17 protein-coding genes and 1 pseudogene are annotated in these 20,448 nt (G+C 55.3%); 6 read left to right on the top strand and 12 right to left on the bottom strand.

Annotation, left to right across the window (positions count from 1 at the left end; all coding sequences use genetic code 11):
- Positions 1-89: 89 nt before the first annotated feature.
- The 5 genes and pseudogenes from EII14_RS08090 to EII14_RS08070 form a co-directional block, all read right to left on the bottom strand.
- Positions 90-713: pseudogene (locus EII14_RS08090) on the bottom strand (HipA domain-containing protein); the annotation flags it as partial.
- Entirely contained in the window at positions 706-1,044 is a 339-nt protein-coding gene (locus EII14_RS08085) for a HipA N-terminal domain-containing protein (RefSeq protein WP_124932037.1), read from the bottom strand. The pseudogene EII14_RS08090 and the gene EII14_RS08085, both read right to left, overlap by 8 nt.
- A complete protein-coding gene (locus EII14_RS08080) occupies positions 1,041-1,247 on the bottom strand; it encodes a helix-turn-helix transcriptional regulator (protein WP_124932036.1) in 207 nt (68 codons plus the stop codon). Before EII14_RS08080 ends, EII14_RS08085 begins: the two co-directional genes overlap by 4 nt.
- Positions 1,248-1,528: 281 nt before the next feature.
- Positions 1,529-2,194, bottom strand: coding sequence for an outer membrane beta-barrel protein (locus tag EII14_RS08075; RefSeq protein ID WP_124932035.1), 666 nt, complete (start codon positions 2,192-2,194; stop codon positions 1,529-1,531).
- Positions 2,195-2,607: 413 nt separating this feature from the next.
- On the bottom strand, positions 2,608-2,847 hold the full coding sequence (locus EII14_RS08070; protein ID WP_124932034.1) for a hypothetical protein: 240 nt from the start codon (positions 2,845-2,847) through the stop codon (positions 2,608-2,610).
- A gap of 75 nt (positions 2,848-2,922) precedes the next feature.
- Between EII14_RS08070 and EII14_RS08065 the strand changes: the two genes are divergently transcribed.
- The 5 genes from EII14_RS08065 (at position 2,923) to EII14_RS08045 (ending at position 6,655) form a co-directional block, all read left to right on the top strand.
- Positions 2,923-4,368 carry a DUF6291 domain-containing protein gene (locus EII14_RS08065; protein ID WP_124932033.1) on the top strand — a complete coding sequence of 482 codons (1,446 nt, stop codon included), beginning with the start codon at positions 2,923-2,925 and terminating at the stop codon, positions 4,366-4,368.
- The gene (locus EII14_RS08060; protein WP_124932032.1) at positions 4,365-5,015 is read left to right on the top strand and encodes an RNA polymerase sigma factor; all 651 of its coding nucleotides are present in this window, start codon (positions 4,365-4,367) and stop codon (positions 5,013-5,015) included. The genes EII14_RS08065 and EII14_RS08060 overlap by 4 nt, the downstream gene beginning before the upstream one ends.
- A gap of 198 nt (positions 5,016-5,213) precedes the next feature.
- The gene (locus EII14_RS08055; RefSeq protein ID WP_124932031.1) at positions 5,214-5,660 is read left to right on the top strand and encodes a DUF5675 family protein; all 447 of its coding nucleotides are present in this window, start codon (positions 5,214-5,216) and stop codon (positions 5,658-5,660) included.
- A gap of 258 nt (positions 5,661-5,918) precedes the next feature.
- Positions 5,919-6,341, top strand: coding sequence for an HU family DNA-binding protein (locus EII14_RS08050; RefSeq protein ID WP_158608358.1), 423 nt, complete (start codon positions 5,919-5,921; stop codon positions 6,339-6,341).
- Positions 6,338-6,655, top strand: a complete 318-nt coding sequence (locus tag EII14_RS08045) for a hypothetical protein (RefSeq protein WP_124932029.1) — start codon at positions 6,338-6,340, stop codon at positions 6,653-6,655. Before EII14_RS08050 ends, EII14_RS08045 begins: the two co-directional genes overlap by 4 nt.
- Before the next feature lie 141 nt (positions 6,656-6,796).
- On the opposite strand, the gene nifJ is transcribed toward EII14_RS08045, so the two are convergent.
- The gene (nifJ, locus tag EII14_RS08040) at positions 6,797-10,351 is read right to left on the bottom strand and encodes a pyruvate:ferredoxin (flavodoxin) oxidoreductase (RefSeq protein WP_124932028.1); all 3,555 of its coding nucleotides are present in this window, start codon (positions 10,349-10,351) and stop codon (positions 6,797-6,799) included.
- A gap of 562 nt (positions 10,352-10,913) precedes the next feature.
- Entirely contained in the window at positions 10,914-12,098 is a 1,185-nt protein-coding gene (locus tag EII14_RS08035; RefSeq protein ID WP_124932027.1) for an AAA family ATPase, read from the bottom strand.
- Positions 12,099-12,474: 376 nt separating this feature from the next.
- Here EII14_RS08035 and EII14_RS08030 point away from each other — a divergent pair, with 376 nt between their 5' ends.
- Entirely contained in the window at positions 12,475-13,335 is an 861-nt protein-coding gene (locus EII14_RS08030) for an ATP-binding protein (RefSeq protein WP_233569417.1), read from the top strand.
- Between the two features lie 208 nt (positions 13,336-13,543).
- Here the strand turns inward: EII14_RS08030 and EII14_RS08025 are convergent, their stop codons facing one another.
- The 5 genes from EII14_RS08025 to EII14_RS08005 all read right to left on the bottom strand — a co-directional run bounded on the left by EII14_RS08025 (position 13,544) and on the right by EII14_RS08005 (position 19,954).
- Complete coding sequence (locus tag EII14_RS08025) at positions 13,544-15,817, bottom strand: bifunctional (p)ppGpp synthetase/guanosine-3',5'-bis(diphosphate) 3'-pyrophosphohydrolase (RefSeq protein WP_124932026.1); 2,274 nt, start codon at positions 15,815-15,817, stop codon at positions 13,544-13,546.
- 81 nt (positions 15,818-15,898) lie between these two features.
- Positions 15,899-17,269 carry a lytic transglycosylase domain-containing protein gene (locus tag EII14_RS08020; RefSeq protein ID WP_124932025.1) on the bottom strand — a complete coding sequence of 457 codons (1,371 nt, stop codon included), beginning with the start codon at positions 17,267-17,269 and terminating at the stop codon, positions 15,899-15,901.
- Positions 17,270-17,308: 39 nt separating this feature from the next.
- Positions 17,309-18,097: a DUF5683 domain-containing protein gene (locus EII14_RS09515; protein ID WP_233569416.1), complete on the bottom strand. Its 789-nt coding sequence runs from the start codon at positions 18,095-18,097 to the stop codon at positions 17,309-17,311.
- Between the two features lie 46 nt (positions 18,098-18,143).
- A complete protein-coding gene (locus EII14_RS08010) occupies positions 18,144-19,031 on the bottom strand; it encodes a ParB/RepB/Spo0J family partition protein (RefSeq protein WP_124932024.1) in 888 nt (295 codons plus the stop codon).
- Positions 19,032-19,189: 158 nt separating this feature from the next.
- A complete protein-coding gene (locus EII14_RS08005; protein ID WP_124932023.1) occupies positions 19,190-19,954 on the bottom strand; it encodes a ParA family protein in 765 nt (254 codons plus the stop codon).
- Positions 19,955-20,448 lie beyond the last annotated feature (494 nt).

Here is a 20,448-nt window from a genome sequence, read left to right as displayed (position 1 = left end):
GGGAGCAGGGGGAGATCTTCATAGGGTAAAGATACAAAAAAAGAAAGAATTGACAAAATAAAAAAGAAAATAGTTTTGCAGAGGTCTCATAATGAGAAATTCTTCAAGTGCATGTCGTTGTTTCCGGTAAGCCAAGAGAAAAGCACCAATTCAAAAAAAATGGTAACATCCATTTTGGGCAGGGACGAATACTTCAAAATAGCCTTACCTATACGCTCATAACTGCTTTTGTACTTATCTTCCGTTTGCCTCTCCGTCAGTTGGCACATGTCTTCCATGGCTGTCTTTTCTCCACTTGCCGTTCTGTCTACTCTGCGGGTAAGATAGCAAAGCGTATCATCTGCCATCCGCATCAAGGTATGGGGGACGACTTCGATATTTGCCACTTCCGCAAGGTGCATCGTCAAATCCTCCACCTCCGGCATCATTTCATATTCTACGGTCTGCGGTTTACAAATGTAAGCCCCCCAAAGTCCTACAATGGTCAATCGCCGGCTACCCTCATGTTTGTTAAGATGCAATGACAGCTTCGGCTGAACACCGGTCAGAGAGGTTTGGTCTTGAATGATTTTCAAGGCAAGCCGATCAAGTTGCTCTGTCGTATAGTCAAGTACAGGCAAAGTCGTCACCCCGAAAAACTTCTTGATGCAAGCCTTGTGCATATCTTTTTCTCCATTTAGGAGCGGACGATAACAATACAAACAATTACACATCGCTTTCCTCCCTTTCTTCAACAGGTACAACGCTCACCGCTCCGATACAATCTTTGCAACAGGTTAGCAACAAAGACATGCGGTCGAGCATGCTGATGTCGGTATTGCGCAAAGCCACATCCAGCAACCACCCCTCGGGGATCAAGCCGTCGAAAAAAGGAAACAACACACGGCTTGTGTATGTTTCTCCTCTCAAAGGCAATGTCAAACTGACGGCTTGGGGCGATTCCATGGAGAGATAGTCCGAAAGATAGCGGAACTCATATCCGGCATCGGTCTCGGTTAAAACACCGGCATGCCGGTCTTTATAAAATATATTGGCCTGTTTCATCGTGCAGCCGATTTTTTGGTGGCGACCATTTCATAATTAAAGAAATCAAGAAGTAGATTCACCTTATCAAGACGCAGCGTTTTCTTTCCTTGTTCAAGATCTCGGACAAAGCGAAGCCCGACTCCCGATTTTAGCGAAAGCTCTTCTTGGGTCAGGCCATATTGCTTTCTCAACATCTTTACCGTGGCAGACAGATTATTCATGGGCATGAAAATTGTATCATATCGGGTACAAATTTAGCCATTTGTTTCAATATTATTCCCGAAAAGGTATAAAATATTTGTTTTCGTCGAGATTATATCATATCGGGTATTGTCTTCAACGCTCACAAACTAAGGTTAAACTTTTGAGAGGCCGCCGCAAAACCTATCCCAAACGCACAGATCAATACACATGACATGCTGATCGTCAAATGTCGGGCGTGTGGTTTTGCGGCGGCCTCTTTAAGGAAATCTTCCCCGAAACGGAAAGCGATCGGCCGAAATCAGAACAGATAGCTCACCGAGAGGGTGTAGAGTCGGTTGTTGAGTTCGAGCATCTTTTGGAAATCGGAAAAAGCATGGTCGTAGCCCAGCCCGATTTGGAAGCGGCGACACAACTCAACACCCATTTGGAGGCTTGTACCCCACTCCTGCTGTTCTTGATAGCGCGCGAGGGAAGCTTCGCTGTCGCCGAAAACTTTGGTTTCGGTAAAAAACATTCTTTCACTGCCGTCAATCGGCTGAGAGGTGTGGCGGGTCTTTCCGAAAAGGCCGTAACCGAAATAGGCACCGGCTTTGGCATAAAGGCGCACATTGGTGGCGAGGTCGAACTTGCGACCGATGCGGAGAGGAACATAGAGGTAACAGGGGTCGCTCTCGCGAACGCTCAAACCGGGCTTCGCACCGACAACGGCCGTTGTGACGAGCCGGCGGTAGTTCCAACGCTGCTGCCGCAATCCGACAGCGGTTTCCGCATACCAGCCTTTGCCCAACTGCGGCAAGGTCATTTCGACCTTCGCTCCAAAGGAGACGCCGGCTTTCAGATCGGAATAGGGAGGGCGGTTGAGAGTTGCGCCGGTTTCGACACCAAACTTAAACTGCTGTGCCGTGGCGGAGATGCCGCTGAAAAGGGCGAGCAAAAGAAGAAGAAAAAGAAATGTTTTTTTCATTGAAGGGATATAAGTGTTTGAGCAACGACATCTTTATGACGCCGGCTGCAAAGGTAGTGCTTTTTTGTGAAGCACCCCTCGGCCGCTGCTTTTTTATTGCGATCGGGAGGGCTATAAAGACAATGAGCGTATTAAAATCGGCCTAAAAAATGACGGATTTTCCGAAAGGAGGGTGAAAGCATTGTTTGTTGCGATCGAGACGTGAGAAGAACGGCATTGGAGGTAGAAAAAACGGACTCTGAGCTAAAAAATCCTACCTCAGAGGTAGACGGACGGGGAGAAAAATGCACGAAATAAAGAGGAAATGACGGAAAAGATAAGAGTGAGGCGAAAAATCGAAAGAAATTGATTTGAGTGCTCGCAAGAAATCGAAATAAATAAATGTTTTTGGTTGCTGAATTCGCAACTATTTATTACTTTTGCGACTGCAAACGATCGAAATCGAAGAGGAAAACACGAAAAACACTCAAACAAAGAACGATATGCCGCAGATTGAAAAGATAAAAGTGGAGGAAGTTGCGAAACAGAGAGCGATAGCAGGCGAGAATGCGAGAGAAACCGCGGAGCAATAAGCGGCAGTAGGCGTGAATGCGAGAGAAGTCGCGGAGCAATAAGCGGCAGCAGGTGCGAATGCGAGAGAAGTCGCGGAGCAATAAGCGGCAGCAGGTGCGAATGCAGGAGAAACCATGAAACAACAAGCAACAGTAAACACAAAGACGAGAAAAACCATGAAACAAAAAGCAGACGAAGGAATAAAAGCGAGAGGAACCGCGAAACGAAAGGCAAACGCAACTGCGAAAGCGGAAGGAGAGAAGAGAAAAAGAAGCGGATTTATGTTTTACACGTCGTGGATCGACGATATTCGGAAGTTGCCCCTCAACGAACAGAAAGAACTGATTTTTGCCCTCGTCATGTATGGCACAAAAGGGCTGAAACCCACAGCATTGTCGATGAACACGGAGATTTATTTCAACTTCTGCCACCGCGTCATCAACTACGACCTCGACCGATATGGCTTGGGGTCGATAAAAACGGCCAATCGCACCTATCGGAGCGGAGAAGAAGCCCTTTTTTCGAGCTTGACCGAAAATGTCGAAGAAACTTTCGAGGACAGTGTGGCGGCCGAACGAAGAAACATTGCGCAAACATCTGATAGTCACCAACGAAGCATTGAATCGGAGAGGTCGGAGCAAGAAGCAGACGAAACCGAACGAAGAAACATTGCGCAAACATCTGATAATCACCAACGAGCGGACGGTATGGGCAAAGCGGACGGAGGGGAAGAGGGGATGGCTGCGCAACGTGCTGATAGCGAACAACGAACGCCGACTCATATATTATCTATTACAGATTACGGATTACCCATTAAACATTTGGCAGAAGAAAAAGAAGAAGAAAAATCTTCTTCAAAAGAAGCCGAGGTTTTTGCTTCGCTCTATGGGGTGGTTGGAAAGGACGACAAGGCTTGTGCGGAGAAATCTGCGACGGAAACGAAGGAAATAAAAGGGGAGGAAAGTGTGTTGGACGAAAATTTACGAACCGAAGGAGGAGCGACGGCGAAAAGTGACGAAAACAAGAAGGGATGCGAAACAAATGATGCGGCGTATATGTCCGAAGCGGCGGCGAACGGAGAGGTTGCGGCATCGAACGGAGATGCGCCCTGCTCTTTGAAGGAGGCGAAGGCCTATTGGGAAGAGATGGGCTTTCAATCGAGAGCGGAGGAGTTTTACGGACACTACGAGGCCAAAGGTTGGCGGACGCGGCAGGGGGGCAAGATGCGATTTTGGAAAAACGCGGCGCGGTGTTGGGAGCAGTATTTCGTCAAAACGGTCTATCCGCTCCGTCGGCGCGAGGCCGAAGCCCGAGAAACGGCCGAACGTGCCGAGCGGCAGGTGAGGGAGAACCGCGCTGAGTGGGAACGACAACGGCGAGAGCGCGAGGCCGAATACGAACGGCAGGAAAGGCGTGCCGTTTCGCCGCAGGAAGCCCGCAGGCTCTACGAGGAGGCGTTGCGACAGACGGGGGGCGACGCCGCGGCGGCCATCGAACTGCTCAAACAATATCGGCCGCCGAGCTTGGAGCGGAAGACGGCGCAGGGGGAGGGGACGACGAGGGCGGAAACGGCGGCGATGGGCAATGAACGACATTTTTTATCTCAATCTCAAACACCATGAACACGACTATTTCTCTTTTCAGCCGCCTTGTTGCACCGCGCCTGCCGAGCATTCGGCGGTGGGTGGCGGCGGGGACGCTGCATGCTTCCGAAATCGACGACAATCTGCAAACCGTGCTGACGGAAATCTTTTTGCAACTTCCGCCGCAGCTCGAAGACGAGGCTGCCGAGGCGTGGCTTCAAGCCTTTGTGCGACGGCGGTTGCAGACGTTCAACTATCGTCATCGGCGCGACCGCGGCAGGTGGGCGGAGGCGCCGACGCCCGACACGTTTGAGCGCATGGCCTGTCCGGCCGACGATTTCGACGATCTCGACGTGGCGATCCGTCCGCTCCGTCCTGCCGCTCCGCCTTGTGCCGACGCGCCGACCTCTGCGCCGCGTGCGGACAGGGCTTCGGCCACTCGTCTTGACTGCTATGCCGACCGCGCGCTGGCCGCGGCGGTGGAGCGGTTGCCGCCGCTGCAACGCCGTGCCCTCTGCCTGCATGCCGACGGGTGGACGACGGGCGACATTGCCCAAGAGTTGGGGTGCACGCCGCGCTCGGCTCTCCGACACTTGGAGCGCGCCAAGGAGCGGATGCGGCGGCAATATGCCTGCGGCGATTTGCGAAGGGTGGGGCGCATGGTTCCGATCGGGCGTGTCGGCTGACGCCGGGATGTGTCGGGGCGGTATGCCTGTGTGCCGATCGGGGCGCGGAGGGTGTGTCGGGGCAGGGGGTGGGCTGCGTTGTCGTTCACCGCTCTTCGCGGCGGCCGTCGGCTTCGTTGGGAGGGGCGGGTCGGCCGACGCTTCGGTTTTCGGTCTATTTGTTTTTTTCAAAAATCATCTTTTCAAACTTTTCTTATTATGATTCTCGAACTTCAACGTATTGCCGTGCGCAATACTTACAGCATCGGCCGTCTTTCGATCGACGGGCATTTTTTCTGTCACACGCTCGAACCTCGCGCCATCGACTGGACGCGCGAAACGAAAACTCCCGGCCGCACGGCCATTCCGGAGGGTCGCTACGCGGTGAGGCTGGACGTGGTTTCGCCGCGCTACTCGCGCCCCGGCCGCTATGCTTGGGCAAAGCCCTATGGCGGTCGGCTGCCGCGTTTGGTCGATGTGCCGCATTTCGAGGGGGTGCTCATTCACGTGGGCAATGCTCCGGCCGACACGCGGGGCTGCATCCTCGTGGGGCGCAACACGGTGGTGGGACGCGTGACGGAGAGCATTGCCACCTTTCACGCTCTGATGCGCCGCCTGCATGCGGCGAAGACGCCGATCGTCATTGACATTCGCAAAAAAGTATGACGAAAGGGCGAAAATGAGGGTCGTAGTCAAAAAAAACGTCAAAATCGGAAAGTTTTTTGGCAAAGCTGTCCGATTCGGCCTCTCGTTTTTACCTATATATATGTAGGGCGGCGGCCACCGCGCACGGCGACGGACTCCCGATGCCGACATTGCGCACCGCGCCGCTGCCCCGACCTTGGCGCCAAAAGGGTCGAAGGGCGGATGTTCCGCCACCACCGTTTGTTTTATTCATTCACCATCAAAAAAAACATTTGCCTTATGATGACTTATCACATTGTATCTCGCAAAAATCCCATTACGAAAGTCAAGAAGTTTTATCCCGCCCTCATCAGCCCCGTGCCGATGAACAACGCCAAAATCATCGAGCGGATCGAGAAGAAATGTACGCTCGCCTCGTCTGACGTGAAGGCGGTGGTCGATGCGCTCGAAGTGGAAATCATCGACTGCTTGCAGGCCGGTCTGAGCGTTCGCCTCGGCGATTTGGGCAGTTTCCGCGCTTCGCTCCGCTCGAAGGGTGCGGCCAAGGCGGAGGATGTTGTCGTGGGCAACATCATGGGCGTACACGTGGTGTTTACGCCGAGCGGCAAGATGCGCCGCGCGCTGAGCGTGAAAAACGGCATGATCAAATTCCTCAAACAGGGCGAAAAGACCGTAGCCCCCAATCCCGGTATCGGCGGATGATGCGTTCTGCGACGATGAAAGCCGCTTCTCCCCTCCGCCTCCGCATTCAGCAGGCCACGGCGGTGGGGATGCTGGCGGTGGGCACGGGGTTTGCGCTGCTGGGCTTTTGGGCGCCGCCGGTGGGTTCGATTGACGAGAGTGTGTTGTGGATTTTTGCCCAATGCCTCATCTACACCGGTTCGGTGTTGGGCGTGGGTTCGTATCTGCAAACGCTTGCCCAATCGCTTCGCTCCGACATGGCGGCCACGGCAAGCGGCGCGCCCGACGTGTCTGCCGGGCACTGCGACGAAGAGGTGTGTGGCGACACGCCTTGATCCCTCCTCCTCGGCTGCCGACCTCCTGCGCCGGCCTCCTGCCACGACCGCGCCGGGCGGCACGAAGGGGGGAGAAAAAAAGAAGAAGACCACACGCGAGGTGTGGTCTTCTTCGGTTGTATGGGGTTGTGGACGAGGGGGTTATTCCTCTGCGGTTGCCCAGTCGGCTTTGCTCATGCGCACGTAGCTCTGATAGCGACGCTTGGCGTTGTCTTCGCAGGCTTGGAAGAGTTCGGCGGCTTGTTCGGGGAACTGCTTTTTGAGAGCTTGGAATCGTACTTCTCCGGTGAGGAAGTCTTGGAAGTCTGCCCAGTTGGGTGCTTTCGAGTCGAGGATGAAGGGGTTTTTGCCTTCGGCTTCGAGGGCGGGGTTGTAGCGCCAGAGGTGCCAGTATCCGCACTTCACGGCCAGTTCTTCTTCGGCCTGCGATTTTCCCATGCCGGCTTTGAGTCCGTGGGCGATGCAGGGTGAGTAGGCGATGATGAGCGAGGGGCCGGGATAGGCTTCGGCTTCGCGGATGGCTTTGAGGGTTTGTGCGTGGTCGGCTCCCATGGCGATTTGTGCGACGTAGACGTAGCCGTAGGTGGTGGCGATGAGTCCGAGGTCTTTTTTGCGAATGCGTTTTCCTGATGCGGCAAATTTGGCCATGGCTCCGACGGGGGTGGCTTTGGAGGACTGTCCGCCGGTGTTGGAGTAGACTTCGGTGTCGAGCACGAGGATATTGACGTCTTCTCCCGATGCGATGACGTGGTCGAGTCCGCCGTATCCGATGTCGTAGGCTGCTCCGTCGCCTCCGATGATCCACTGGCTGCGTTTGGTGAGGAAGTGGTCGAGTTCGGCGAGTTGTGCGCAAACGGGGCATCCGGCGGCTTTTCCTTCGCGGATGAGGGGTTTGAGCTTGTTGGAGGCGGCTTTTGAGGCTGCGGCGTTGTCTTTGCCTTCGATCCATTCGCGTGCGGCTTGCTTGAAGTCTTCGCCGGTGTGTTCGGATTGGAGGCTTTGTTCGAGCAGGATGCGGATGCGTTCGCGCATTTTGCGGTTGGCCAGCGTCATGCCCAAGCCAAATTCGCAGAAGTCTTCAAAGAGCGAGTTTGCCCATGCGGGGCCGTGTCCGTCGGCGTTGGTGGTGTAGGGGGTGGAGGGGATGGAACCGGAGTAGATGGAGGAACAGCCGGTGGCGTTGGCCACGAGCTCGCGGTCGCCGAAGAGTTGGCTGACGAGTTTGACGTAGGGTGTTTCTCCGCATCCGGCACATGCGCCCGAGAACTCGAAGAGGGGTGTGGCAAACTGGGTGTTTTTGGGTATGTTGGTGATGTCGAGCAGGTTTTGCTTGCTCTTGACGTTTTTGATGAGGTAGTTCCAGTTGTCTACTTCGTTGAGCTCGCCTTCGAGGGGCATCATTTCGAGGGCTTTGCCGCCTGCTCGGGGATTGCCGGGGCAGACGTCGGCGCAGTTGCCGCAGCCGGTGCAGTCGAGCACGCTGACTTGGATGCGGAATTGCATGCCTTTGAGCTGCACGGGGGCTTTGATGTCGAGTGTGGGCGACTCGAAGCCTGTTTTCTCGCTGTCGTCGAGCACGAAGGGTCGCACTACGGCGTGGGGGCAGACGTAGGCGCACTTGTTGCACTGAATGCAGTTTTCGGGTTTCCATCGGGGCACGAATGCCGCCACTCCTCGTTTTTCGTAGGCGGCTGTGCCTTGCGGCCATGTTCCGTCTTCGTGTCCTTTGAATGCGCTGACGGGGAGGTCGTTGCCCATTTGGGCGTTGATGACGCGGGTGACGTTTTTGATGAAGTCGGGGGCTTGGTCGTCGGTGTTGTGGTTGTCGGCGAGGTTTGCCCATGCGGGATCTACGGGTACTTGCCGGTATTCTCCTCCGCGGTCTACGGCGGCGTAGTTTTTGTCGATGATGTCTTGGCCTTTTTTGCCGTAGGATTTGACGATGAAGTGTTTCATTTCCTCCACGGCCTTGTCAACGGGAATGACGCCTGTGATGCGGAAGAATGCGCTTTGGAGAATGGTGTTGGTGCGGTTGCCCAGTCCGATCTCGCGTGCGATTTTGGTGGCGTTGATGGCGTAGAAGGTGATGTTTTTCCGGGCGAGGGTGCGCTTGATTTTGTTGGGCATGTTGCGCACGAGGTCGTCGTCTTCCCAAATGGTGTTGAGCAGGAATGTTCCGCCGGGCTGTATGCCTCTGAGCACGTCGTAGAGGTTCATGTAGCTCTGCACGTGGCAGGCCACGAAGTTGGGGGTGGTGACGAGGTAGGTGGAGCGGATGGGGTGGTTGCCGAAGCGGAGGTGGGAGCAGGTGAAACCGCCCGACTTTTTGGAGTCGTAGGAGAAGTAGGCCTGACAGTATTTGTCGGTGGTGTCGCCGATGATTTTGATGGAGTTTTTGTTGGCTCCCACGGTGCCGTCGGCTCCGAGTCCGTAGAATTTGGCTTGGAACATGCCTTCGCCTCCGAGTGCGATTTCTTCTTTTTGGGGGAGTGAGGTGAAGGTGACGTCGTCTACGATGCCGATGGTGAAGTGGTTTTTGGGTTCGGCGAGGGCGAGGTTTTCGTAGACGGCCATCATTTGTGCGGGGGTGGTGTCGTTGGATCCGAGTCCGTAGCGTCCGCCTACGATGAGGGGTGCGTCGGGCATGCCGTAGTAGGCTTCTTTGACGTCGAGGTAGAGGGGTTCGCCGTTGGCTCCGGGTTCTTTGGTGCGGTCGAGCACGGCGATGCGCTTGACGGTTTTGGGCACTGCGGCGAGGAGGTGTTTGACGGAGAAGGGACGGTAGAGGTGTACGCTGACCAGACCTACTTTTTCGCCTTTTTCGGCAAGGTGGTCGATGGCTTCGCGTGCGGCTTCGGAGGCCGATCCCATGAGAATGATGACGCGGTCGGCGTCTGGGGCTCCGTAGTAGTTGAAGAGTCCGTAGCGGCGTCCGGTGATGCGGCTGATTTCGTTCATGTAGGCTTCAACGGCATCGGGCACGGCTTGATAGAAGGGGTTGCAGCTTTCGCGGTGTGCGAAGAAGGTTTCGGGGTTTTCGGCCATGCCTCGCGCCACGGGGCGTTCGGGGCTGAGGGCGCGGTTGCGGAAGTCGGTGAGGGCTTCTTGGTCTACGAGGGGTTTGAGGTCTTCGATGTCGAGCCGCTCGATTTTTTGGATTTCGTGTGAGGTGCGGAATCCGTCGAAGACGTTCATGAAGGGCACTCTTGTTTTGATGGAGGCGAGGTGTGCGACGCCGGCGAGATCCATCACTTCCTGCACGCTGCCTTCGGCGAGAATGGCAAAACCGGTTTGGCGCGCCGACATGACGTCTTGGTGGTCGCCGAAGATGCTGAGGGCGTGGCTGGCGATGGTGCGTGCCGACACGTGGAAGACGCAGGGGAGAAATTCTCCGGCGATCTTATACATGTTGGGGATCATGAGGAGCAGGCCTTGCGATGCGGTGAAGGTGGTGGTGAGTGCTCCGGCTTGGAGAGATCCGTGTACGGCTCCGGCGGCTCCGCCTTCGCTCTGCATTTCCTGCACGAGAACGGTTTCGCCGAACATGTTTTTTTGGCCTTGTGCCGACCAGTCGTCTACATATTCGGCCATGGTGGACGAGGGGGTGATGGGGTAGATGGCGGCCACTTCGCTGAACATGTAGGCGATGTGTGCCGCTGCCTGATTGCCATCACAGGTGATGAATTTCTTAGACATAATGCTGTGTGATTATGATTGTTATGTTTTGTTCAAAGGCGTGCTCGCCAAGCGGTCGGGGCGGAAGCGGACGGAGTGGGAAACGGTGTCGCGCGGGGCTCCGGGGGCGGGACTGCACCGAGCATGAGAGATAATTTGCGGTAAGAGGGGGTGTATAAATTGGAATGATTACAAATTATCTCCCTGCAAAGGTACTCTTTCTTTTTTATATGCAAAACGGGCTTAACAAAAAGTTTTGTCTGAAATCTTTCTTTTTTCTAAAAAACCGTGTATTTTTTGTATTTCTTTTTATGGGATCGCTCTAAATGGGGATCGCGGTGCGGCGTGGGAAGAGGGGAGGGGGATGGCGAGGGGGCGAGGGCTGCGGGCGAAAATGAATTTCGCTCCGAGCGGCTGCCACGGTGTGGGAGCTTGCTCGGAGCGAAATGTCGAGGTGTGGCGGTGTTGCCGTGTGGGGATGTCGAAACGGTGTGTTTCGGCTGCCGGCTTCGATTGGTGTTGCTGCCGTGGCGGTGTGCGCGCAGGAGCAGCGAGGATGCGTAGGCGCAGGGGGGGACGCCGATCAGTGGAGGAAACCGAAGAGCCAGAGGGGTATTTCGTTGTCGCCGCGTCCGACTTCGGTGTTGTAGCGGGCGAGAATGGTGTTGGGGTCGCTCTTGACGCGCTTGGAGCGGTCGCACACGCAGATGTCGGTGTTGCCGTTGATTTTGTAGAGGCTGTCGCGTTTGCCTCGGCAGACGGTGTGGTGTCGCCAGAGGGCATTGACAAAGAAAGTTTCCATGATTTGCTGCTCAGAGATGTCGGGCGAGTAGATGGAATAGATGAGGTTGGGATTGTGGAGCACGACGGAGGCGGGTTTCTTGGGGAAGCTCTCGTCTTGCTTGTAGATGAGGTTGATGAGTCGGGCTTCTTCGAGATATTTGAGGTAGTTCATCACCGTTGCGCGCGACGTGCCGATTTCTTCGGCCAGTTTGCTGACGTTGGGCGAGGAGCTTTCGCTGACGGCGAGCAGATAGAGGAGTTTTTTGATGCGTTCGAGATATTTCAGCTCTATTTGCTTGATGAAGAGGATGTCTACTTCGATCATCGTGTTCATCGAGCGGAGGAGATTTTCGGTGAAGTTGCGACTTTCGAGGAAGAAGGGGTAGTAGCCGTGGTGGAGGTATTGCTGGAAATATTCCCAAGGGCGCACCTTGGGGAGTATGGTTTTGAGTATGGTCTTGTGGTCTTCGAGCAGCTCTTTGAGGGTGTAGGCTCGGAAGTTTTCGCCGGTTTGCAGATTGACGAACTCTCTGAACGAGAAGCCGTGCAGCCAATATTGCCGGGCGATGGAGTTGAGTTCTGTGTGGTTGTTTTCGCCGCCGCGCACGGAGGTGGTGGAGAAAACGATGCGCAGATAGGGAAATCGCTCGTAGCACTCGATGAGCTGTTCGCGCCAGCTGGGGAGCTTGAAGGCTTGGTCGATGAGCAAGACCTGTCCGCCGGCTTTGATGAAGTCGGCGGCGAAATCGACGAGTTTGCGCCCTTGGAAGTAGAAAGAGTTCATGTTCACATAGAGGCACTGGCGCAGGCGCGGGTCGAAGTTTTCTTTGGCGTAGGAGAGCAGAAAGGAGGTGCGCCCCACTCCTCTGGGGCCACGGATGCCGATCAGTCGGTAGCTCCAGTCGATGGTGTCCATCAGCGCCCGACGCACGGGGGCGTTGGTGTGCTCAATGAGGTAGGCGTGCGATTGAAAAAAAGTCTCCATAGTGTGAGGGGGTTGGGGGTGAGTGTTATGTCGGGATATGGTTGGGAGCCGCGGACACCGTTGTCTTTCGAGGCGGGGTGTGGGGTGTGCGAGATTGTTTTTTCACAAAAGGGCACAATTTCGGCTTACGGCTGCAAATGTACAAAAATGATTTGTAAATGCAAACTTTGTTTTACAAAAACTTTTTTATGACGGATGTTTTTAGAGCTATCGACGGCCTTTTTTAATTTTCGGAGGGGGCGAGAGTCCTTTTGTATAGGGCGTTTTTGCAGGGTGGAGGTGTCGAAATGCGGAGTAAGCCTCGGCGCGCGAGGGAGGGTCGGGGGCGGTGTGGTGTTGTTTTCTTTGCCTAAATTATGTGTGAAAGGGAGATTTAATGCCATTTTTCGACAAAAAGTATCTCTTGTCGTTTGGACTGGTAACCGGTGCAGGCTACCTTACGAATGCCGGTGCATTGTTTGCAGATGACTGTCCGCTATGGCAATGTCGCTTGTATTGTACTCGTTGGGATGGTAAGGAAAAGGGCGATGCCATCAATGATGCGGAGTTTACAGGCAATGTGTTGATGCTTTTGCGCGAGGCCATGAACTTTGTGAAGTCAAACACAAAGAGAGGCTGGGAGAAGCTACCGAATGGACGCAAGAACAAACCTGAATATGCAGAGCGTGCGGTTCTCGAAGCGATGGTTAATCATTTCATCCATCGTGACTATACCGTGATGGGGAGTGAAGTCCATCTTGACATTTACGATGACCGTCTTACTGTGATTTCTCCCGGTGGAATGTACAACGGCATGCTGATACAGAACTTGGACATCGCAGATGTTTCTTCCGAAAGACGTAATCCCATTCTTGCAAACGTGATGGCTCAACTTAACTATATGGAAAAGCGAGGGAGCGGACTTACACGCATCTGCAATGAGACAAAGGCCTTGGAGGGGTATAAGGACGAGTTGAAACCCAAGTTCAAATCAACACCTGCTCAATTTCAAACCATCATTTTTGCTTCCTCAGATACTACGAAAGTCGGAGATATGTCGGAGACCAAACTTACTGATCGTCAGCAGAAAATCATACATATCATTAAAGGGTCTCCGACAATAACCGGCCGCCGAATGTCGGAGATGCTGTTGGTGAGCCGGCGTACCATAGAGCGTGACCTTTCTGCTTTGCAAAAGTTGGGAGTTCTTATGCGTGAAGGAAAAGACAATGATGGGGTTTGGATCATTAAGAATTAAAAGTCGTAAAAAAGAAATCTATGAAATTCATGACCGGATAAGCGGTTTTTACCCGGATGAACAACGGCGCACATGCCACAGATGCTGCCACAAGAATCCGCCGCTTCCACCCCCGAGGAGGGGAGGGAAGCGGCGCGTTGTTTTCGGGGATCGGCTCTCACGCCGTTGTGCCTCTCCCGGGCGGAATGCGGTGGTGTGGCGGACGGGGTCATTGCAGGCGGACGGCTTTGGACACTTCGGGTATGGCGTTGAGCTCGGTGCAGAGTTGCTGGGCGTCGGCGGTGTTGTGCAGGGCGACGAGGAGGCGTCCGGTGAAGATGCCGTCGGTGGCGTTGAGGGTGATGGCGCGCAGGGTGAGGTGGGGAAATCGGTCGAAGGTGTGGGATATGGATCGGAGCACGCCGCGAGCGTCCACGCCTTCGAGGTAGAGGGTGGTGTCGTAGGTGCGGCTGTGGGGGCGCGAGGTGTCCCAGCGGGCGGCGATGATGTTGTTGCCGAAGCTGGTTTTGTGTTTGAGGGCGAGAGGGCAGTCGCGGCGGTGTATTTCAAAGGTGTCGGCTGCGGCGATGTAGCCGATGACTTCGTCGCCGTTGATGGGGTGGCAGTGGGGGCAGAATTGGGATTTGTCGAGCACGTCTTCGGTGAGGGTGAGTATGGCTTTTCGGTCGAGCTGCTCGATGAATTTCAGGGTGTCGGGGTTGGTGGGTGTGAGTCCGTCGATGGGGACTGCTTTGTCTTTGAGAAAGGGAACGAATCTGCGCCAGCCCCATTTTTTGTCATTGCGTTTGCCGCGCAGGTGGTCGATGTCGCGGCGGGTGAGGGTGAGGCGTCCTTCGCCGATGGCCAGAAAGAGTTCGGAGGGGGTGTTGAAGTGGTGGAGGGATTTGATTTTGTTGATGTGGGCGTCGTTGGCTTCAAAGTCGTTTTGTCGGAGGTATTCTTTGAAGTTTTTTTCGCCGAGTCGTTGGCGTTCCCGGGCTTTTTTTCTCAGGTGCGATGCTATTTTTCCTTTGGCTTTTCCGGTGGTGACGTAGGTGAGCCATTCGGGTTGTATTTGCACGGTTTGGGAGGTGAGGATGTCGATTTGGTCTCCGCTCGACAGGCGGTGGCTCATGGGCACGAGGCGGTGGTTTACTTTTGCGCCGATGCAGTGGCTGCCGATCATGGAGTGTATGGCAAAGGCGAAGTCGAGCACGGTGGCGCCTTGGGGGAGGGTGACGATTTCGCCTTTGGGGGTGAAGACGTTGAGCTCGGAGGCGAAGAGGTTGAGCTTGATGGTGTCGAGCAGGTCGAGAGTGTCGGGCTGTGGGTCGTCGAGTATTTCTTTGATGGAATTGATCCATGTGTCGAGTTCGTGCTCGTCGTAGGCGGTGCCTTTTTCTTTGTATTTCCAGTGTGCGGCAAATCCTCCTTCGGCAATGTCGTCCATGCGGTCGGAACGGATTTGTACTTCGATCCATTTTCCGCGGTTGGACATGAAGGTGTTGTGCAGTGCCTGATAGCCGTTGGCCTTGGGGGTTGATAGCCAGTCGCGGAAGCGGGAGGGGTGGGGTTTGTAGATTTGTGTGAGTGCGGCGTAGATGTTGTAGCACTCGGCGATTTCTTCTTTTCGGTTTTTGGGGCGAAACACGATGCGTATGGCCAGTATGTCGTAGACTTCTTCGAAGGGGATGTGTTTGCGTTGCATTTTTTGCCAGATGCTGTACGGGCTTTTGATGCGGGCTTTGAGTTCGTAGTCCACGCCCATGGCGTCGAGGGCTTGTCGTATGGCGGGTGTGAAATCGTTGATGGCGTCGTCGCGTTCGAGCTCGGATCTTTTGAGGTTGTCGAGCATGAGTCGGTAGTCGTCGGGGTGCTCGTATTTGAAGGAGAGGTCTTCGAGCTCGGTTTTGATGCGGTTCAGGCCGAGGCGGTCTGCGAGGGGTGCGAAGATGAAGAGGGTTTCGCCCACGATCTTGTATTGCTTTGAGGGGAGCATGGACGAGAGTGTGCGCATGTTGTGGAGGCGGTCGGCGATCTTGACGAGAATGACGCGTATGTCGTCGCTCATGGTGAGCAGGATTTTTTTGAACGTCTCGGCCTGCATGGAGGCTCGGCCGTTGAGCAGACCGCCGCTGACTTTGGTTACGCCTTCGACGATGTTGGCCACTTTCGTTCCGAAGAGGTTGGCGATGTCTTCGCGTGTGTAGTCGGTGTCTTCGATGACGTCGTGGAGCAGGGCGGCGCAGATGCTGGTCGATCCGAGGCCTATTTCGCCGCAGATGATTTGTGCCACGGCGATGGGGTGGAGTATGTAGGGCTCGCCGCTGCGGCGGCGCACGCCTTTGTGCGCGGCTTTCGAGAAGTTGAAGGCCTTGGTGATGATCTCTGTTTTCTTGCGGTGGTTGGAAGCGAGATAGGTGTCGAGCAGGCGTTTGAAGGCTTGTTCGATGAGGGCATCTTCTTGGCGTTCGATGTCGGTGATGGGTGTAGGCGTGTCCATGTGCGAATGGTCGGAATAAGGCTCGGAGCGTCGGAGAACTTATGGGGATAAGTGTCTCGACGCTCCGTGGAGAGAGGGTGATTATTTCAGGCGGATTTTGTCGCCGGGGCGAATGTTGCTGCCCTTGATTTTGTTTATTTTGCGGAGTTGATCCACGGTTGTACCGTTGCGTTTGGCGATGTCGAAGAGGTTGTCGCCCTTGCGCACGACAACGGTCGAGGGGATGTTTCTTTTGCGCTCTTTGCGCTTTCGGCTTTCTGCCGGATCTTTGCGCGAGAGTTTCTTTGAGGGGCGCATTTCGGTGCTTTCGTCGGCTTCTTCGGCCGTTGGCGCGGGTTCGGCGAGGTGGCGGCGCATTTGCACTTGTCGGGTGGGGTGGTGATATACGGAGTCGCCGAGCATGAGAAAGGTTTTGACGGCTGCCGTCGGCAGGCGCAGGGCGCAGGGTTGTGTGTGGCCGGGCAATATGCCGGTGCGATATTGGGGGTTCATCTCGGCGAGCAGTTCGGGGTCGAGGCGGCAGGCTTCGGCCACTTGGCTGAGGTGGAGTTCGCGGTCGATGATGAGGGTGTCGGTTTCGGCCGGTGTTTCGGTCGCCATGCTGCCTATGGCGTGGTGGCAGTGGTGGTGCATCACGTAGTTGGCGGCAATGAAAGCCGGCACGTCGGCGCGGCTTTCGCGCGGAAGGTGGGCGCGAAACTTCCAGTAGTCTTGCTCGCCACCGGCGCGGCGCATGGCTTTGTCCACGTTGTCGGCTCCGGCGGTGAAAGCGGCAATGGCGGTTGTCCAGTCGCCATAGCGGTCGTAGAGTTCTTTGAGATGCCGTGCGGCGGCTTGGCTGGATTTGACGGGGTCGCGCCGCTCGTCGATGAGGCTGTTCACGGTCAGTTCGAAGCGTCGGGCGGTGGCAAGGGGCATTCGCCAAAGTCCGGCTGCACCGCGACGGTCGGTGAGCGAGGGGTCGAGCGCGCTTTCGACGATGGGGAGATATTTGAGTTCGAGCGGAAGACCTTCGGCTTCGAGGGCTTCTTCGATGAGGGGGATGTAGAAGTTTTGTGCTCCCAGCAGGAGGCTGACCAAGCTGCGTTGGTGCGTGGTGTATTGGTCGATGTATTGCCGCACGATGTCGTTGTAGGGCATGGCGATGAGTCGGGGCAGACGGCGGAGGCGGTCGGCGCAGACTTCGGGTGCAAGGGCGGGTTGGCGGTCGACGGCGGTGTCGGGTAGCACACGGAGATAGGTGCGGGCATACCACGAGTTGAGGAGGCGTTCGGGATTTTGGCGCATGCCTTCCGGCAGATCGGCATAGGGGAGGGGAGCGGGTTTTCCGGCGTCGGCGTCGGCGTCGGTGTCGGCGGTTTCAACAATGTCTTCGGCCGAGGTTTGGGCGTGGAGGGCTGAGGTTCCCCACCCGAACGTCAGGGCGAAGCAGAGGGCATATATTTTTTTCATGATGTGGGTAGGCCGGCGTTGTGCGGCGATCGGATTTTCCTAAAAAGTGAGCGACGCACCCAGTCCGAAAGCGGGGGTACGAAAAAAGGCGGTGTCGTGTGGGTCGAACACCGTGGGCGAAAGGCGCAGCGAGAGGTCGGGACTGATGTCGAACACCGAGAGCTGGGCATCGACATAGGCATCGACCACCGAGAGCAGGTAGACGCCGATGAAGCAAAAGGCCGAGAGGTCGCGCCAACGGCGGTAGCGGTCTTTGCGGTTTTTGAACACACCCTTGAATTGCTCGATGCGCCCCTCGATGTCGTAGGTGGGGGGGAACATGTTGCGGTAGCTGTTGGTCGTGGGGTCGGAGTCCATGATGTCGAGGTAGGCCTGAGAGTAGTCCAGATACATCTGCTGATTCCAAAGAAAGGCGTAGGTGCAACCGAGAAATCCGCCGTAGACAATGGGGAGCTTCCAGTATTTTCGGTTGTAGATCTGTCCGGCTCCCGGCACGACGAGCGAGAGCCAGAGGGCGCGTTGCGGGTCGGGGACGAAAACTTTGTTCACGGTTTGCCGGGCGGCTTTCTCGAATCGGTGCCGGTCGTTGTCGATGAGGGCGATCGGCCGTGAGAACACTGTGGTGTCGGCCGGTGTGGCGAGGTTATTCAGGCGTTCGGCATTGCGTTCGCCCTCAACGGCGGTCGTGTCTGTCGCGACCGGGAGGGTGTCGATGGCCGTAACGAGCGTGTCGACCGCCGGCTTTTGACCGAAGGCCGACGCGGTGGCGAGGACAAAGAGTGTCGTCCGCGCGATGAGGCGAAGTCGGGGAAAGACGATGTTCAACACGGTCGGTGTGGGTTGCGAGGCATTGCGGCAGGCGGGGCTGCGCGTCTCAGTGCATTTTGTCGAAGAGGGCGATGATACGTTCCAATTCCTCTTCGTTGGCAAAGGGTATGGAGATGGCCCCCTTGCCGTCTTGGCAGGTCATGGTGACTTTGGTGCGGAAGATGTTGGAAAGCTGGTCGCGCAGGGGCACATATTCTTCGGCCAACACCTTCTTGCGGTCTTTTATGGCACGCCGGCCGCTCTTGACGGTTTCGCCGGCATTGATGGCTTTTACCATTTCCTCCACTTGTCGCACGGAGTAGCCTTTCGACTGAATTTCACCAAAAAGTTTCACCTGCAACGAGGGTTGCTGCAATCCGAGCAGGGCGCGGGCGTGGCCTTGATCCATTTCGCGCTTTTGGAGTGCCATTTGCACCTGTGCCGGGAGTTTGAGCAGGCGGAGATAGTTGGCGATGGTGGCGCGCTTTTTGCCTACTTTTTCGGAGAGGGCGTCTTGCGTGAGGTCGTATTGCTCGATGAGGTTTTGGTAGGCCAGTGCGATTTCGATGGCGTTGAGGTCTTCGCGCTGTATGTTTTCGACGAGTGCCATTTGCATCATCCGCTCGTCGTCGGCGGTGCGCACATACGAGGGAATGGCAGGCAGGCCTGCCATTTGCGAGGCGCGCCAACGGCGTTCGCCGGCGATGATCTGATAGGTGTCGTCCTCCATTTTGCGGAGGGTGATGGGCTGGATGATGCCGATTTGGCGGATGCTCTCGGCCAATTCTTCGAGGGCATCGGGGTCAAACTCGCGCCGCGGCTGGTTGGGGTTGGCCTTGATTTTGTGGATGTCTACCTCGTTGATGCTCGACGAGCCGCTGGTTCTCACTTCGTTGGTCGAGATGAGGGCGTCGAGGCCGCGGCCGAGGTGGGAAAATTTCTTTTTTACTGCCATGGACTGAGGCGTATGAGATGTGAAAGAGCACGCTCAGAGGTAAAAAAAGAGCGTGCGAGAAGAAAATTTACTGAGAAATGGCCAATGAAACAGTTAGACTGTGCTCAAAAACGATATTTGCCGTTTTGAAAACGCAAAACCACCCCGAAACGGAGCGTTTAGGCGTTCTTTTGAATGATTTCGCGAGCGAGGCTCAGATAGTTCACCGCGCCGATCGACTCCACGTCGTAGAGAATGGCCGGTATGCCGTGAGAGGGGGCTTCCGACAGTTTCACGTTGCGCTGAATGACGGTTTTGAACACCAACTCTTGGAAGTGGCGTTTCACCTCGTCATACACCTGATTGGCCGAGCGGAGGCGGCGGTCATACATCGTGGCCAGAAAGCCCTCGATTTCGAGCGAGGGGTTGAGGCTCAGCTTGATCATGCGGATCGTGTTGAGCAGTTGGGTGATGCCTTCGAGGGCGAAATATTCGCATTGCACGGGGATGATCACCGAGTCGGCCGCGGTGAGCGCGTTCACCGTGATCAAACCGAGCGAAGGGGAGCAGTCGATCAGGATGTAGTCGTATTCGTCTTTTACGTCTGCGAGCATGTTTTTGATGACATACTCACGCTTGTCGATCTGCAACAGTTCGACTTCCGCCCCCGACAGATTGACGTGCGAAGGCACGATGTCGAGCCCCTCGATGTCGGTGGTGTAGATATTTTCGTGTATGTCTTGTTGCCCGATGACCACTTCGTAAACCGAACTGTCGATCTTACCCAAGTCCACGCCCAAGCCGCTCGACGCATTGGCCTGCGGGTCGCAGTCGACGAGCAGCACTTTCTTTTCGAGGGTGGCGAGCGAAGCGGCGAGGTTCATTGAGGTCGTCGTTTTCCCCACTCCGCCCTTTTGGTTGGCGATGGCGATGATTTTTCCCATGTTCAAATAATGCTTAGCAGGCGGATAGCCCAATGATTGCAGGGCAAAGGTAGTAAAAAAAACAATGTTTCACGCTGTTTCACGCCATATTTTTCACTGTCATCGCAAAAATATCGGCCTTCTTTTCTTCGCGTTGCACGAGAAAGGGGCGAAAGTTTATCCTCGGCGATGAGGTTTTGATGTGAAATTTGAGCAAACTTGTCTACCTCTTAGGTAGAAAATTTTAGAAGTGAGTTAGAAAAATCTGCAAGCCGTCCGGATTTTCTTTCCTCCCTTCCGATCGGAATAACTGCCTTCTTTCCGAAATGCCTCTCTTTTTTCGGGGAGATGTCATTATATCTTCACGCGTGCGCGCGCGTGTCCCTTATAATGTGTTTTTGCCTTCGCTGCCTTCGCATTTGGAGTTAAGGTGTTGAAGGTGAGGGTAGTTATGGTGAAGGCAAGTGAAGGCAAGCCCGGAGAGTGGTCGGGCAAATGGCTGAAAGAGAGGCGGT

This window comes from Alloprevotella sp. OH1205_COT-284 (genome assembly GCF_003859795.1).
Taxonomy (GTDB): domain Bacteria; phylum Bacteroidota; class Bacteroidia; order Bacteroidales; family Bacteroidaceae; genus Alloprevotella.
Note: the sequence above shows the minus strand (reverse complement) of the source record. Positions and strands in the feature narration are given on the sequence as shown.

What these genes read in the sequence shown, in the direction of transcription:
- EII14_RS08010 (WP_124932024.1), bottom strand. Translation starts at nt 19,031, where the DNA reads ATGGCAGTAAAAAAGAAATTTTCCCACCTCGGCCGCGGCCTCGACGCC.
- nifJ (WP_124932028.1), bottom strand. Translation starts at nt 10,351, where the DNA reads ATGTCTAAGAAATTCATCACCTGTGATGGCAATCAGGCAGCGGCACAC.
- EII14_RS08075 (WP_124932035.1), bottom strand. Translation starts at nt 2,194, where the DNA reads ATGAAAAAAACATTTCTTTTTCTTCTTCTTTTGCTCGCCCTTTTCAGC.
- EII14_RS08005 (WP_124932023.1), bottom strand. Translation starts at nt 19,954, where the DNA reads ATGGGAAAAATCATCGCCATCGCCAACCAAAAGGGCGGAGTGGGGAAA.
- EII14_RS08085 (WP_124932037.1), bottom strand. Translation starts at nt 1,044, where the DNA reads ATGAAACAGGCCAATATATTTTATAAAGACCGGCATGCCGGTGTTTTA.
- EII14_RS08065 (WP_124932033.1), top strand. Translation starts at nt 2,923, where the DNA reads ATGAAACAAAAAGCAGACGAAGGAATAAAAGCGAGAGGAACCGCGAAA.
- EII14_RS08035 (WP_124932027.1), bottom strand. Translation starts at nt 12,098, where the DNA reads ATGGAGACTTTTTTTCAATCGCACGCCTACCTCATTGAGCACACCAAC.
- EII14_RS08020 (WP_124932025.1), bottom strand. Translation starts at nt 17,269, where the DNA reads ATGAAAAAAATATATGCCCTCTGCTTCGCCCTGACGTTCGGGTGGGGA.
- EII14_RS08055 (WP_124932031.1), top strand. Translation starts at nt 5,214, where the DNA reads ATGATTCTCGAACTTCAACGTATTGCCGTGCGCAATACTTACAGCATC.
- EII14_RS08025 (WP_124932026.1), bottom strand. Translation starts at nt 15,817, where the DNA reads ATGGACACGCCTACACCCATCACCGACATCGAACGCCAAGAAGATGCC.
- EII14_RS08045 (WP_124932029.1), top strand. Translation starts at nt 6,338, where the DNA reads ATGATGCGTTCTGCGACGATGAAAGCCGCTTCTCCCCTCCGCCTCCGC.
- EII14_RS08030 (WP_233569417.1), top strand. Translation starts at nt 12,475, where the DNA reads ATGCCATTTTTCGACAAAAAGTATCTCTTGTCGTTTGGACTGGTAACC.
- EII14_RS08060 (WP_124932032.1), top strand. Translation starts at nt 4,365, where the DNA reads ATGAACACGACTATTTCTCTTTTCAGCCGCCTTGTTGCACCGCGCCTG.
- EII14_RS08050 (WP_158608358.1), top strand. Translation starts at nt 5,919, where the DNA reads ATGATGACTTATCACATTGTATCTCGCAAAAATCCCATTACGAAAGTC.
- EII14_RS08080 (WP_124932036.1), bottom strand. Translation starts at nt 1,247, where the DNA reads ATGAATAATCTGTCTGCCACGGTAAAGATGTTGAGAAAGCAATATGGC.